Here is an 11,845-nt window from a genome sequence, read left to right on the forward strand (position 1 = left end):
TTTGCTCCGTCAGGTGCCCGCTTCTGCCCGGTGTGGACAGGAGCGTCCGCACGCCGACATTGCCAACATGATCTGTCGCGATTGTGAGATGGTCGATACGCTATTCCGCTAGATTCTTATCCAATCGTCTAATAGTCCTATTCGTTGGAGGTTGGTTCTCATGGACGCCTTGTCCGAAGTTCTTGCTTCGCTGAGATTTGGCAGCGCCATGATCGGCAGCGCGACCCTGCATCGGCCGTGGGGTATTTCGGTCGATCCGACAAGGAATGCCGCCATCCACGTCATACAGAACGGCGAATGCTGGCTGCGGCTAGCCGGTGAAAAGGAGCCGGTCCGCTTAGGCGAGGGAGACGTCATCCTTGTCGCGAGCGGTATCGGGCATGCCCTTTGCAATCCGGCTGATGCACCGACGGCATCGATATCCGCCGTCCTTTCCGCAAATCGGAGCGGACCAGAACCGAAAAGCGAGAGCGGCGCGACAACTCTTCTTTGTGCGAGATATTCACTCGACGGCGTCGGGCCGTACCCGATGGTTTCGCTGCTTCCTCCGCTGATCCGTTTGACCCGAAATCAGATAGGCACCAGCGAGCCGCTGCGGCTTGCCCTGGAACTTCTGCAGGTCGAAGCGAAAGGCAATCTCGGCGGCCACGATATTGTCGCTCCACGCCTTCTCGACAGCACGTTGATCTTCCTGTTGCGTGCCTGGATCGAACATCAGCCACTCGGAACAGGGGGATGGTTTGGCGCCTTGCGCGACAAAGGCATTGCGCAGGCTTTGCGCCTGATCCATGAGCGGCCGGGCAATCCCTGGACCATCGCTTCCCTTGCCAGCGGCGCGGCACAGTCCCGAGCCACCTTCGCGCGTCGCTTCGCTCAACTGGTGGGACAGCCGCCGCTGTCCTATGTGACCCGGTGGCGGATGAACCTTGCCGCCAAGGCTCTGCGAGAAACGAACCAGAACATTGGCGAGATCGGGCGCGCCGTCGGATATGAATCGGTGCCGTCGTTCTCGCAGGCATTCAAACGGTTGACCGGACGATCGCCCGGCCTCTACCGCAGCGACTTTCGATCATCTGACTGACGAATTTCAAACCTGAGACGCCAGCCCGAGGGCCGCCATTACGGCGTCGGCAGACCGTGAGCTCGGCGTGCCATCAGGCAGTCGTCATCGCCCGGCATGCAGGCGCGGCAGACGTCAGGACGGATGTCGTAGATGCCGCAGGCCGTCGACTTGCCGACCTCGCCGCACAGTGCCGAACAGCGCGCGCCGTCGCAGCGCATGCCGGCTTCGTCGGCAGCCACGTATTTTTGCGGGATAAGGTCGAGTTGCGCGTCATCCTCGGTGGAGAAGCGCGGCCATCTGGACGAGTAGGCACAGCAGGCGCCACAGGTCTGGCAATCGAAGGCAACCGGATCGGCGCCCTGTTGTGGCGACGAAAAATCCCCCGCGACCGCCAGGGCAAGCAGCCTTGGCGCGGATTTCCGGCCGGCATTTTGCTGCAAGGGCGCTATTTCTTCTTCGGCTTGCGCGGCGGCGCTTCGGCCGGCGACCTGAACAGATCGGTGCCGGCTTCGGCGGCTTCACCGGTTTTTGGCGCGGCGGACGGCTTGGCCGGCTTCACGGCGGCAGCAGGTGCTGCCGGCTGGCCCTTGGCGGAAAACTTGATTGCCATATCAATCCTCGTCAGAGAAACGCGATGATGGCGCATTCGGATTGCGAAGGCGGCCGATGAGCGCCGAAACGGCCGTGATGTTCATTTCTTCGGGCGACCAGTTCCTGGCTTCCTCGATGTGCCGGGGCGCCAGTTCGCGATGCGTGCTGCCGCTGTAGGCGGCATCCTGAAAGGTCACGCGCTCGCGGGTCTTGGCGTTTTCCCGGACGTATTCGATAAGGTAATTGGGGCATTCGGCGCGGCCGCGCACGCCGAGCCGAACCTGGGCATCGCCGTGGACACGCCTGCAGCGCTCGAGCTTTTCGAGCACGCGCCGGACATATTCGACCGGCTTGTCGAGTTCACCCACGACATCGGCGATGGTCGAATCGGCGGCGATCGCCTTTTGAGGCACGCGTTTGGTGGCCATTAGCGTTTGCCTGCGCGTTTTGGCGAGGCCGCGAGCGCAACCGCTGCCGCCATTTCGTCGGCTTCCTTTTCCAGGCGCAGTTCGCGCAGCCGCGCGGTCTTGGCTTCGCGGGCCTGGCTGACGGCATCCCGTTCGGAATTGATACGGTCGAGCGACATCGACTGGGTCCGCGTCTTGCTAAAAATGGATTCGGCCTGGTCGCGGGGTTTTTTTGAAGTTTCGGTCAAGGTCTTTCTCCCGGTTCGGAGCGCGCCGCCGAAAAGTGGCGAGACTGGTCTTTCGGCCAGGACCCCGCACAAAGCAATACGGCAGCCGGTTTCAAATTGCTGAAACGTCCTTAGCACGTCCGGGCCGTCGAGCAGCGCTCTTTCGGCGGTCGAAGCGCAAAAATGAAAAAGGCCAGGCACCGCCTGACCTTCCATGAGAGCGCCCGCGCATCCCGAGAGACGCGCAAAGAAACGTTCTTCTCATGCGCATGAGCGGGGACTTAACCTCCCCGCGACCATGCGCTGGAATTTGCCATTCACCGGTGCCAGTACATCCGTGGTCACCGGTGAGGCTGAATTCCGTTTTAGGCCGCCTTCAACTGGTCGGCGGACATCTTGCCCGACTTGTTGTCGCGGACCATCTCGTAGCCAAGCTTCTGGCCCTCGACGATGTCGCGCATTCCGGCGCGCTCGACGGCAGAGATGTGGACAAAAACGTCGGCAGAACCGTCGTCAGGCTGAATAAAACCAAAACCCTTGGTGGCGTTGAACCATTTAACTGTGCCTGTGCTCATAACGAACCCTTTCCATGGCAAATATTCATTCGCCGTCATGCGGATGCATAACAACGTTTGTCTCGATTTTGATGGGGAAGTTCGTCAAAGGCGCGCCTCGGCGCGCGGATAACAAAAGTCGGTCAAACAAACATCGACAAAATTCTTGTAGACTTCTTTGCGCGCCGTGTCAATTTTTTTGATTTGCCGGTGGTGTTTCAGTTTGAAATTTGACGCCTCTCTTGCCGCGTTGCGACGCTCTGTCCTATACGTTCGCCGTATGAGTGAGCAACCAGACGAAACGAACGGCCTTGTGAATTCGCTCCTGCGACAGGCGGCGGAAGCGCGGGTAACTGCGGCAACTGCTATGATCCGCGCTCTGACAATGGGTGACCCGGAAATATGGGAACCAACGCCTGAGAAGATCGCCGAATACAAAGCGGAGCTAGCTGAGGCAGAAGCCGAGTTGGCGGACTTGAACAATGCCGACCGGACCTAAAGGCCAGAAACGCCCGTCCGACGTAATCGGCAATGCAGCCCGCATCAACTTCATTCACATCTATAAGACGCCTAAGACTTCGTCAGCCATGGCGGCAGTCCGAGGCGCTCCGGTCAATTGCCGATCTTTGCGAGAAGATGGACGCCGTTGCGCCGAAGCCGGGTCGCGCGGGCCCATACAAGAAGAACACCGGCGAAGTCTAGAGGCAGGATGCTGACTTGGACCACTCTTGATTCACTGGGGGAAAACGATCTCCTCTACCGTGGCGCGGTGTTCCGCTTCCGCGCTCGAACTCCAGTAGAGGAAATCCGAGAGTACATGCTGTTTAATACGTTTGAGGCATCGGGTCTGGGTCTTGTACGGTGCAGCGGCTATGACGCAGGTCACGTGCTCGTTTACCTGCCAAAAGAAGCGAAGGCAGAAGGGGCGGTGGCAATATCGCCCAAGTGGCTCGCCTCGCATTGGCGCGAATGGATCGGTCATTCTATTCCAAGCCAAGTTTGGGTATCCAAAGAGGCGCAAGAGTCGCCGGAGCGGCTGCCAGACGAGTGATGCCCTTTGACATGTCGGGCAGCCTTTCCGCCCAATCCTGAAAATTCAGACTGAGACACTACCGATTTGTCACACTCGCCGGGGGCGCCGCGACTGCCTGTGCAAGCACATTTGAGAGCGAAAGCCGGGCGAGCCCAAGCCACTTAGCCGGGAACCATTTCGGCGCCAGGGCATTTTTTTGGTGTCGAAAGCCGTTCTCGAAAGAGCGATCTTGAGAAAGGCGGACGACAAACAGGACGCCCCCCGCGCAGATAAAAGGCACGAGGGGCGTTCCTGTGTGATACGACCATTCGCGCCGCTGCCCCTCACAGCATGCCGCGGCTGAGCCCGCCATCCACCGGCAAGGCCACGCCGGTAACATAGGTCGCCGCGTCGCTGGCCAGGAATGCGGCAACTGCGCCGAATTCGGCGGGGGTGCCGTAGCGCTTTGCCGGGATTTCAGCCTGACTCTCGGCGGCGATCACAGCAGCGTCGACACCCCTGTCGGCGGCGTCCATGGCGTCGAACTGTTTCGTCCGGTCCGTCGCAAAACGGCCCGGCAGCAACAGATTGATAGTGACGCCGTCCGCCGCCACTTCGCCGGCCAGCGTCTTGGCCCAGCCGGCGAGCGACGCACGCAGCGCGTTCGAAGCGGTAAGGCCGGGGATCGGCTCGCGGACGGAAGTCGAAGAAACGGCGATGATGCGTCCCCAGCGCCGCGCCCGCATGCCAGGCAGGAACGAAACGGCGATGCGCATCTGGCTCAGCACCATGCTGGTGAACTGCTTCTCCCAGACGCTCGCATCGAAGACGCTGGCCGCGAAGGGTGGCGGGCCGCCGCCATTGAGCAGGATGATGTCGATCCGCTGATCCTCGCCCTCGACGGCACGGATCAGCCCGGAGACGCTGTCGTTGTCGGAGAGGTCGGCGCTGAAGGTCGAGCAGATGTGGCCGGCGGCCTCGATCGCGCGCCGGGCCGCATCGAGGGTGGCCTCCCCTCGTCCGACCAGGATGACTTCGGCGCCCTTCGCCGCGAGCGCTTCGGCAACGCCGAAACCGAGGCCCTTGCCTCCGCCGAGAACGAGCGCCCTCCGTCCCTCAAGATCTGTACTTATCAAGCCAAGCCTCCTCCTGGTTCGACTGCGCAGCCTCGGGTCAGGCCTGAGGCCGTGCTTTGGGCGTGCATCAGCGGATATGCACGATAGCGTCGACTTCGACCGGAACATTGGCCGGCAAGCCGGCCATGCCGAGCGAGCAGCGGGCGTGCTCGCCACGCTCGCCGAAAACATGGAGCAGAAATTCGGATGCTCCGTTGCCGACCTCCGAATAGGCCGAAAAGCCGGCCGCTGCATTTACATAGACGGTCAGCTTGGCGAATTTCACGACGCGGTCGAGATTGCCGTCCAGTTCCTTGTCCAGCCAATAGACGATGTTGGCCGCGCAGAGCCGGGCAGCGTTCCGCGCCGCAGTCAGATCGATCTCTCTGCCGACCTGGCCGATCGCAGCGATCTCCTGCCCGATCTCGGGGATCTGACCGGAGACATAGATGATGTCGGCGACCCGAACCGTCGGCGAGAACGGCAAAGCGGGCCGCTCGAGCGAGGGCCAGGCGACACCGAACTCCTCAAATCTTCTTCTGTACGACAAGGTGGCTGCTCCTGTTTCCGTTCGTGCGAGCGGACCTTGAATTCAGATCGGGCTTTCGGATAGCCTGATAGTGCTGACACAGCTATCAGGAATTCTTATGACTGGAGATATCGACGTCAAGCTGCTGCGCGCCTTCGTCACCGTGGCCGATACGGGAACGGTAAGCCGGGCGGCCGATCGGCTTGCCCGCACCCAGGCGGCGGTGAGTATGCAGCTTCAGCGCCTCGAGGGTGAAGTCGGCGCCAAGCTGCTGCGCCGTTCGCCGCGCGGCGTGACGCTGACCGAGGCAGGCGAGATCCTGCTCGCCTTCGCCCGCAAGGCCATCGAGATCGGCGACGATGCCAGGCGCGAGATAGAAGGCCGCAGGCTGGTCGGCCGTGTCCGGCTGGGCATCGTCGAGGATTTGGCGGTGACACGGCTGCCGTTGATCATCGCCGACTTCCGGCGCCGGCATCCTTCCGTGGAGATCGAGTTGACATCGGCCAGCAGCAGCGATCTCAGCAAGTCGCTGGGCGAAGGAAGATGCGACATCGTAATGGCCGATCCGGCACGCTTCACGATGGCGCCGCGAGGCCATCTGTCACGACAGCTGGTCTGGGCGGCAAGCCGCATGATCGAGATCGATGACGAGGTTGAGCTTCCGCTGATCATCTTCGAGGGCGCCTGCTCCTGGCAGGACAGGATGCTGGCTTCGCTCGCCGAGGCCGGGATCGGCTGGAAGATCGGCTGCCGCGTGTCGACCTTCGCGACACTGATCTCGGCGCTGAGGGCCGGGCTTGGCATCGGGCTTCTGCTGCAGGAAGGACTACCGCCCGACTGCCAAAGCCTCAACGGACGCTTCAACCTGCCGCCGGCGCCGATGGCGGATTTCGGCGTCTACCTCGCGAGGGATCCGTCGCGGCTGGTCGAGGAGTGTGGCGATTTCCTGAGGGCGGGGTTCGAAGCGTAGCGAAAATATCTGACGCCGTTCACCGTTCCTGGTCGGTCGGGCGGATGACGATCTCGTTGACGTTGACGTGTGCCGGCTGGCTCACGGCGTAGAGAATGGCCGCGGCTATGTCCTCGGCGGTCAGCGCTTCCATGGCGGCGAGCCGTTGGTCGAGCCCGGCCTTCGCCGCCGGATTGGTGATGTGGTCGCCGAGTTCGGTACGCACCAGGCCAGGCTCGATGACGGTGACGCGAACCTTGTCGGCGTAGACTTCGCGGCGCAGCGATTCGGAAAAGCCGACGACACCGAACTTGGTTGCTGCGTAGCCGCTGGCGCCCGGATTGGCGACACGGCCAGCGACCGACGAGACATTGACGATGTGCCCCTTGGCGGCCCTCAGATGCGGCAGCGCCGCCTTGGTGACGCCCATCAGCGCCAGCAGGTTGAGCTCGATCATGCGGCGCCAGTCGTCGAGCACCGCCTCGGCGGCGGGCGACAGAAGCATCACTCCGGCATTGTTGACGAGGATGTCGAGACGGCTCCATTCGGCGACGACCTTGTCGACCATGGCGGTGACATCGTCGTTGCTGGTGACGTCGGCCTCGATGCGGAGCGCCGTGCCGCCGGCTTTTTCGATACGTGCGGCCAGCGCTTCGAGCCGATCGGCGCGGCGTGCGGCAATGGCAACCTTGGCCCCGGCGGCCGCGAGCGCCACAGCCGTTGCCTCGCCGATGCCCGAGGAGGCGCCGGTGACGAGTGCGACCTTGCCGGCCAGTGCGGAAGGAACAGATGTCATTGTGAAGTCTCCAAAACCCCTGCCCGATCTTCAGATAGGCCGCGGGCCGCGAAGTGGAAGACGAGCTTGCCGGTTGCTCGGCTCTATTCGTCTGGGCCGGGCTCCGGCCAAGGCTCTTTCGCCGCCTCGGCATACCAGTGGCGCATCGCCGGCATTGAAAGCACGGCGTCGACATAGGCGCGGGTATCGGTTGCCAGCGTGCCGCCATAGGTGTCGAAGCGGGTGACGACCGGCGCGTACATGGCATCGGCCGCGGTGAAACTGCCAAACAGAAACGGGCCGCCTTTGCCGTATTTTTCGCGGCATTCGCGCCATAGCTCCTCAATGCGCGCCCGTTGCGCCTCACCTTCGGCGTCGAGCGGCTTGTGGCCTTTCGGCCGGCGCAAATTCATCGGCCAGCCATAGCGGACCTCGCGAAAGCCCGAATGCATCTCTGTTGCGGCCGAGCGTGCCAGCGCGCGAGCGCCGATGTCGGCCGGCCAGAGCTTTTTCTCCGGAAACAGCTCGGCGAGATATTCAAGAATGGCAAGGGTTTCCCAGACGATCCGGACCTCGCCAGCCGGCAGCCGATGGTTCAGCACCGGCACCTGGCCGGTCGGCGATATCCTGGCCAGATTGGCCGCGGTCTCGGGCGTGCGCAGGCGGACAAGACCTTCCTCGAACGGGATCTCCAGATGCTTCATCGCCAGCCATGGCCTCAGCGACCAGGACGAGAAGCATTTGTTGCCGATGAAGAGCGTGAATTCAGCCATTGTCCCTCCGGCCCTGTCTGCCCGGGCTTCTCGCGCACCCTATCCTGTCGGCTTCGCGGCCGGAAGCCGGCCCAACTCGACCGGCCGAACCCGGAACCTAAGCGATCCGCGACCGTTTCTCCAGGCGAACGGTTCAGGAGATGCGAGATGGTGAACAAGGATCAAGTTGCCGGCGTTGCCAAGCAAGCCAAGGGCTCGGTCAAGCAGACCGCCGGCAAGGCCACCGGCAACAGGCGCACCGAGGCCGAAGGCAACGTCGACAAGGCCACCGGCAAGATCCAGAAGGCTTACGGCGACGTGAAGGACAAGGTGAAGAAGGCGCTTTGACGCCAGCCCTTCGCAAACCAGGAAAGGGCGGCTCCGCCGCCTTTTTTGCGTCCTCGCCTGCCCGTCAGAAAGTCAGGCTTTTGCTGTATGCATTGGTGAAGGTGACCTCGCCATGATCTCCGGCGGCTTCGCCCAGCACCACATCCATGCTGTTTCCCGTCACCCGCGCCAACGCAAAGCCGCCCATGAAGGCGGCCTTCGGCTTGAACAAATCCAGCCCGTTACGGTGGTAGATCATCGGCGTCGCGTGCTGGTGGCCATGGAAGATGCCGACGACGTTGTAACCCTTCAGCACAGCCAGCAGCGCCTGCCTGTCGGCTTCGCTCCACCAGTGCGGTGGACCCGTGCCGTTGTCGTCGAAGGTTTTCTCGGCGGCGTCCCACCTTTCGATCGAAAAAGTATCCCAGCCATAATGCTGGAACAGGATGACCGGGCGGCCGTCGCCGGCATAGGTCGCCAGATCCTGCTTCAGCCAGGGCAGGCTGCTGGCGGCGCCATGGCCGGTATCGCCGGCAAAACGGTGCGTCTGGACAAGATGCAGACCGCCCCAATCCCATGAATAGCAATCGGTCCCGACATCGTAGTCGGTCGCCGGCGCGGGTGGCTTGAAGAATACGCCGGGGCGGTGATTGACCTCGACGTAGTCGCGCATTTCGCGGCGGTACCAGTCGACATGCGAGCGCGGGCCGTTCTGGTCGAGGTCGTGATTGCCGAGGCCGACATAGACCGGCATGTGCACGCGGTCGGGGCCGACGCCTTGCTGGTAGCGCTGGCTGAACTGGAGCAGCTGCGTGCCCTCGCTGGGCTGGGTGATCTGGCCGCCGCCATCATCGGTGATGTCGCCGCCAACGACGAGGCCGAGCGGCGCGCCGATGTTGCCCGTCGAGCGCAGGCCGGTGGCGACGCCATCGATTTCAGCCGGCCATTGCCTGTCGCCGACGCTGTTGAGGGCGGCGACATTGCGCAGCAAGGCGGCGTCGGTCTTGCCCTCCTGCTCGCAGTGCGGGCTCAATCCGTTCGCCGTGCGGCAGGCATGGACATCAGCGATAAACAGGAAGGTGGCGTCGATCGACGGAATGCGCTGCCCGGTCTGGCCGAAGGCCGGGCGCGAAACGGCGCCGGCAGCGGCAACGGCCGCTGCCTTCATCAGGAAGCTGCGCCGGGAAACCGGTCGTGCGGGAATGCGATGCATCATGCGCTAAAATTCAGCACGACGCGGACCGGCAGTCCAGTTGCTCGCAAAGTATGTCGACACGTTCTCCCAGGTCTGGCATTGCTTTCGGCATTCAACTTGCGCGAGCAGAGGAGGACGCCATGAAAACTGCATCCATCGGCATGACAATGGCCATTCTGGCGGCGACGAGCGCAGCGCATGGCTCCGCGTGCATCGACGCCAAATCGGCCAAGGCCGGCTTCATTCTCGAAAGGCCTGGCATCCACAGCGAATTTCGTCCGGCGGCGGGCGGAATGGTTGCCGTGGCCAACAAATACCAGTCGCAATCGCCGCAGTCGCAGTACCTGTTCGGCGGGCTGATCGAAGTGTTTCGCGACAGCAGCACGGGGCAGCTGGCGATGATCCCGTTTTCCGATCTCAGGAAGGTGTTCCCGCTGAAGGCGGGGGCTAAGAGCAAGATCGTGTTTGCTCGCCTCGCGCCGAATAAGTCGCCGAAGGGCACCGAGACGCTGGAGATCAACGTCAAGGGCAAGGAGACGTTCAGCCTGGGTGATTGCAAATACTCCGTGCTCGCGGTCAAGCAAACCATCAGGAGCGAGGCCGGCGAGATGCGGGACGAGTTTACCGCGCTTTACGCACCCGACCTGCAGGCAGTTCTGGCCAGGCGCTATGACGAGGGCACCAGCGCCGAAAGCGTGGTCGGCTACCAGCTGATCAAGCCGCTGCCCAATTAAGAGCTCGGCCTCCCCGCCTCGGTCATAGTGAGCGACCGTCCTGCCGGCGTCAAAGGGCTCTGTGCAGTATCCTGTTACGTCGCCTCGTTCCTGTTTTGGACGACATAACTCCCTGCTCCAACGCCATCAGGCAGTCGCGCAGCACGCTTGCGTCCTGTGCGGTTTTGGCCATAGACATGGCGCCCGAATAGCTGGCGACGGCGAGCGCTGCGAAGCGCTGCGGATCGGTGCCCAGCTCCCGGCCCGCCTGCTGGTCGGCGCTGATCTTGTCGGCGATCGCCTGACGCCAGCCCGAAAAGATGCCGGCAAGGGCAATACGGAAATCCGGATCGGCAAGCGACAGTTCATGCGCCAGGTTGTTGAGCGGGCAGCCGCGCACGAAACCCTGCTGCTCCAGCTCCGCCGCGACGGCCGCGAACACGGAGCGCACGCCCTCGCGCGCTGAGGGGGCCATCCGCACCGGCTCGATCCACGTCTCTTCCACCGCGGCGGCGACCCGCTCCTCGATCACTGCAAGCGCCAGCGCCTTCTTGGTCGCGAAATGATGGTGCAGCGCGCCGCCGGTGACGCCCGCCGTCGCCATCAGGTCGCCCATGCTGGAGGCCTGATACCCGCGTGCCTGAAACGCCTCCTCGGCGACATCGAGCACCTTTTTGCGCATGCCTTCGGGGTCGTTGGTGCGTTTTTGAGCCCGCGACTTTGGGCGGGCTGTTATCTCTGCTGACATCTTCACACGATAGCAGATTGACAAAACAGGACAACCGGTCTGTTTTGTAAAACAGGATGACTGTCCTGTTTTGGAGATCGAGCGATGAACCTGCCTTTGAACGCCGCGCCTAAATCCGATCTGCTCGCCTCGCCCGTTGTTGAACTCAGGCAATACACGCTGAAACCCGGCCGGCGCGAGACGCTGATCGGCATCTTCGACAATCAGCTGATCGAGGGCCAGGAAACCGCGGGAATGACGATCATCGGCCAGTTCCGCGATCTCGACCGGCCGGACATGTTCGTCTGGCTGCGCGGCTTCGACGGCATGGAAGCGCGAAAAAACGCTCTGACCGCCTTCTATGACGGGCCGGTCTGGGCTGCCTGGCGCGACGCCGCGAACGCCACGATGATCTCATCCGACGACGTGCTGCTGCTGAAGCCGGCCTGGCCAGGCGCCGGCCTGGACCTCTCTGGATCGCAACGATTACCCCAGGCGGACCTCGAAAAACCGAGCGCAGGCAGCGATTTGCAGGCAATTGTTGTCATCAGGATTCATCATTTGCAACCGGGCCTGGAAGCCCGTTTTGCCAAGGATTTCCAGACCGGGGCTCTTCCTGTGCTCGCCGCACTTGGCGCACGGCCGCTTGCCGCCTTCGTCACCGAACATGCCGAAAACAGCTTTCCGCGGTTGCCGGTGCGGGCCGGCGAAAACGTCTTCATCAGCATCACAGGTTTCGCCAGCGCCGAAGCCCATGCCCGCCATGAGGCAGCCTTGACTGCCTCCCCGGAGTGGCAGGCATTCGAGCAGACCGCGCAGCGGGAATTTGCCAGGCCCGTGGAGGTTCTGCGCCTGGCGCCGACGGCGCGATCGCTGCTCGGACAGCCAACGCCGGCGTGACCAACGCCG

General features: G+C 62.7%; 17 protein-coding genes. 6 read left to right on the forward strand and 11 right to left on the reverse strand.

What is annotated here, in order from left to right; all coding sequences use genetic code 11:
• Window positions 1–160 precede the first annotated feature (160 nt).
• Window positions 161–1,081, forward strand: coding sequence for an AraC family transcriptional regulator (locus NKG60_RS20470; protein ID WP_352867450.1), 921 nt, complete (start codon window positions 161–163; stop codon window positions 1,079–1,081).
• Between the two features lie 38 nt (window positions 1,082–1,119).
• On the opposite strand, the gene NKG60_RS20475 is transcribed toward NKG60_RS20470, so the two are convergent.
• The 5 genes from NKG60_RS20475 to NKG60_RS20495 form a co-directional block, all read right to left on the reverse strand.
• The gene (locus tag NKG60_RS20475) at window positions 1,120–1,458 is read right to left on the reverse strand and encodes a YkgJ family cysteine cluster protein (RefSeq protein ID WP_352867485.1); all 339 of its coding nucleotides are present in this window, start codon (window positions 1,456–1,458) and stop codon (window positions 1,120–1,122) included.
• A 50-nt stretch (window positions 1,459–1,508) separates the two neighbouring features.
• Window positions 1,509–1,673, reverse strand: a complete 165-nt coding sequence (locus tag NKG60_RS20480) for a hypothetical protein (protein ID WP_352867447.1) — start codon at window positions 1,671–1,673, stop codon at window positions 1,509–1,511.
• Window position 1,674: 1 nt separating this feature from the next.
• On the reverse strand, window positions 1,675–2,082 hold the full coding sequence (locus NKG60_RS20485; protein ID WP_292664441.1) for a hypothetical protein: 408 nt from the start codon (window positions 2,080–2,082) through the stop codon (window positions 1,675–1,677).
• Window positions 2,082–2,309, reverse strand: a complete 228-nt coding sequence (locus NKG60_RS20490) for a hypothetical protein (RefSeq protein WP_352492637.1) — start codon at window positions 2,307–2,309, stop codon at window positions 2,082–2,084. Before NKG60_RS20490 ends, NKG60_RS20485 begins: the two co-directional genes overlap by 1 nt.
• Before the next feature lie 344 nt (window positions 2,310–2,653).
• A complete protein-coding gene (locus tag NKG60_RS20495) occupies window positions 2,654–2,863 on the reverse strand; it encodes a cold-shock protein (protein WP_010915421.1) in 210 nt (69 codons plus the stop codon).
• 688 nt (window positions 2,864–3,551) lie between these two features.
• On the opposite strand from NKG60_RS20495, the gene imm45 reads away from it, so the two are divergent.
• Window positions 3,552–3,893: an Imm45 family immunity protein gene (gene imm45 / locus NKG60_RS20500; protein WP_352867444.1), complete on the forward strand. Its 342-nt coding sequence runs from the start codon at window positions 3,552–3,554 to the stop codon at window positions 3,891–3,893.
• A gap of 305 nt (window positions 3,894–4,198) precedes the next feature.
• On the opposite strand, the gene NKG60_RS20505 is transcribed toward imm45, so the two are convergent.
• Together NKG60_RS20505 and NKG60_RS20510 are read right to left on the reverse strand one after the other, a co-directional pair.
• Window positions 4,199–4,990: an SDR family oxidoreductase gene (locus NKG60_RS20505; protein WP_352867441.1), complete on the reverse strand. Its 792-nt coding sequence runs from the start codon at window positions 4,988–4,990 to the stop codon at window positions 4,199–4,201.
• A gap of 67 nt (window positions 4,991–5,057) precedes the next feature.
• On the reverse strand, window positions 5,058–5,519 hold the full coding sequence (locus tag NKG60_RS20510; RefSeq protein WP_352975411.1) for a RidA family protein: 462 nt from the start codon (window positions 5,517–5,519) through the stop codon (window positions 5,058–5,060).
• Between the two features lie 97 nt (window positions 5,520–5,616).
• On the opposite strand from NKG60_RS20510, the gene NKG60_RS20515 reads away from it, so the two are divergent.
• The gene (locus NKG60_RS20515) at window positions 5,617–6,468 is read left to right on the forward strand and encodes a LysR family transcriptional regulator (protein ID WP_352867439.1); all 852 of its coding nucleotides are present in this window, start codon (window positions 5,617–5,619) and stop codon (window positions 6,466–6,468) included.
• 19 nt (window positions 6,469–6,487) lie between these two features.
• Here the strand turns inward: NKG60_RS20515 and NKG60_RS20520 are convergent, their stop codons facing one another.
• Both NKG60_RS20520 and NKG60_RS20525 read right to left on the reverse strand, forming a co-directional pair.
• Window positions 6,488–7,243: an SDR family NAD(P)-dependent oxidoreductase gene (locus NKG60_RS20520; protein ID WP_352867437.1), complete on the reverse strand. Its 756-nt coding sequence runs from the start codon at window positions 7,241–7,243 to the stop codon at window positions 6,488–6,490.
• 83 nt (window positions 7,244–7,326) lie between these two features.
• Window positions 7,327–7,995: a glutathione S-transferase family protein gene (locus NKG60_RS20525; RefSeq protein ID WP_352867435.1), complete on the reverse strand. Its 669-nt coding sequence runs from the start codon at window positions 7,993–7,995 to the stop codon at window positions 7,327–7,329.
• Window positions 7,996–8,142: 147 nt separating this feature from the next.
• On the opposite strand from NKG60_RS20525, the gene NKG60_RS20530 reads away from it, so the two are divergent.
• Complete coding sequence (locus NKG60_RS20530) at window positions 8,143–8,322, forward strand: CsbD family protein (protein WP_352867433.1); 180 nt, start codon at window positions 8,143–8,145, stop codon at window positions 8,320–8,322.
• Window positions 8,323–8,386: 64 nt separating this feature from the next.
• On the opposite strand, the gene NKG60_RS20535 is transcribed toward NKG60_RS20530, so the two are convergent.
• Entirely contained in the window at window positions 8,387–9,517 is a 1,131-nt protein-coding gene (locus tag NKG60_RS20535; protein ID WP_352867430.1) for a metallophosphoesterase, read from the reverse strand.
• Between the two features lie 119 nt (window positions 9,518–9,636).
• On the opposite strand from NKG60_RS20535, the gene NKG60_RS20540 reads away from it, so the two are divergent.
• Window positions 9,637–10,230: a hypothetical protein gene (locus tag NKG60_RS20540; protein ID WP_352867428.1), complete on the forward strand. Its 594-nt coding sequence runs from the start codon at window positions 9,637–9,639 to the stop codon at window positions 10,228–10,230.
• 49 nt (window positions 10,231–10,279) lie between these two features.
• On the opposite strand, the gene NKG60_RS20545 is transcribed toward NKG60_RS20540, so the two are convergent.
• Window positions 10,280–10,891, reverse strand: coding sequence for an LmrA/YxaF family transcription factor (locus NKG60_RS20545; protein ID WP_352867426.1), 612 nt, complete (start codon window positions 10,889–10,891; stop codon window positions 10,280–10,282).
• Window positions 10,892–11,041: 150 nt separating this feature from the next.
• Here NKG60_RS20545 and NKG60_RS20550 point away from each other — a divergent pair, with 150 nt between their 5' ends.
• Window positions 11,042–11,836 carry an NIPSNAP family protein gene (locus NKG60_RS20550; protein WP_352867424.1) on the forward strand — a complete coding sequence of 265 codons (795 nt, stop codon included), beginning with the start codon at window positions 11,042–11,044 and terminating at the stop codon, window positions 11,834–11,836.
• The last annotated feature ends 9 nt before the right edge of the window (window positions 11,837–11,845 follow it).

The organism is Mesorhizobium sp. M1428 (assembly GCF_040317515.1).
GTDB lineage: Bacteria > Pseudomonadota > Alphaproteobacteria > Rhizobiales > Rhizobiaceae > Mesorhizobium.

Bases quoted from the DNA above. Each gene is read 5' to 3' on its own strand.
- NKG60_RS20470 (WP_352867450.1), top strand. From the start codon at position 161: ATGGACGCCTTGTCCGAAGTTCTTGCTTCGCTGAGATTTGGCAGCGCC.
- NKG60_RS20515 (WP_352867439.1), top strand. From the start codon at position 5,617: ATGACTGGAGATATCGACGTCAAGCTGCTGCGCGCCTTCGTCACCGTG.
- NKG60_RS20525 (WP_352867435.1), bottom strand. From the start codon at position 7,995: ATGGCTGAATTCACGCTCTTCATCGGCAACAAATGCTTCTCGTCCTGG.
- NKG60_RS20495 (WP_010915421.1), bottom strand. From the start codon at position 2,863: ATGAGCACAGGCACAGTTAAATGGTTCAACGCCACCAAGGGTTTTGGT.
- NKG60_RS20545 (WP_352867426.1), bottom strand. From the start codon at position 10,891: ATGCGCAAAAAGGTGCTCGATGTCGCCGAGGAGGCGTTTCAGGCACGC.
- NKG60_RS20485 (WP_292664441.1), bottom strand. From the start codon at position 2,082: ATGGCCACCAAACGCGTGCCTCAAAAGGCGATCGCCGCCGATTCGACC.
- NKG60_RS20535 (WP_352867430.1), bottom strand. From the start codon at position 9,517: ATGATGCATCGCATTCCCGCACGACCGGTTTCCCGGCGCAGCTTCCTG.
- NKG60_RS20530 (WP_352867433.1), top strand. From the start codon at position 8,143: ATGGTGAACAAGGATCAAGTTGCCGGCGTTGCCAAGCAAGCCAAGGGC.
- NKG60_RS20520 (WP_352867437.1), bottom strand. From the start codon at position 7,243: ATGACATCTGTTCCTTCCGCACTGGCCGGCAAGGTCGCACTCGTCACC.
- NKG60_RS20540 (WP_352867428.1), top strand. From the start codon at position 9,637: ATGAAAACTGCATCCATCGGCATGACAATGGCCATTCTGGCGGCGACG.
- NKG60_RS20550 (WP_352867424.1), top strand. From the start codon at position 11,042: ATGAACCTGCCTTTGAACGCCGCGCCTAAATCCGATCTGCTCGCCTCG.
- NKG60_RS20480 (WP_352867447.1), bottom strand. From the start codon at position 1,673: ATGGCAATCAAGTTTTCCGCCAAGGGCCAGCCGGCAGCACCTGCTGCC.
- imm45 (WP_352867444.1), top strand. From the start codon at position 3,552: ATGCTGACTTGGACCACTCTTGATTCACTGGGGGAAAACGATCTCCTC.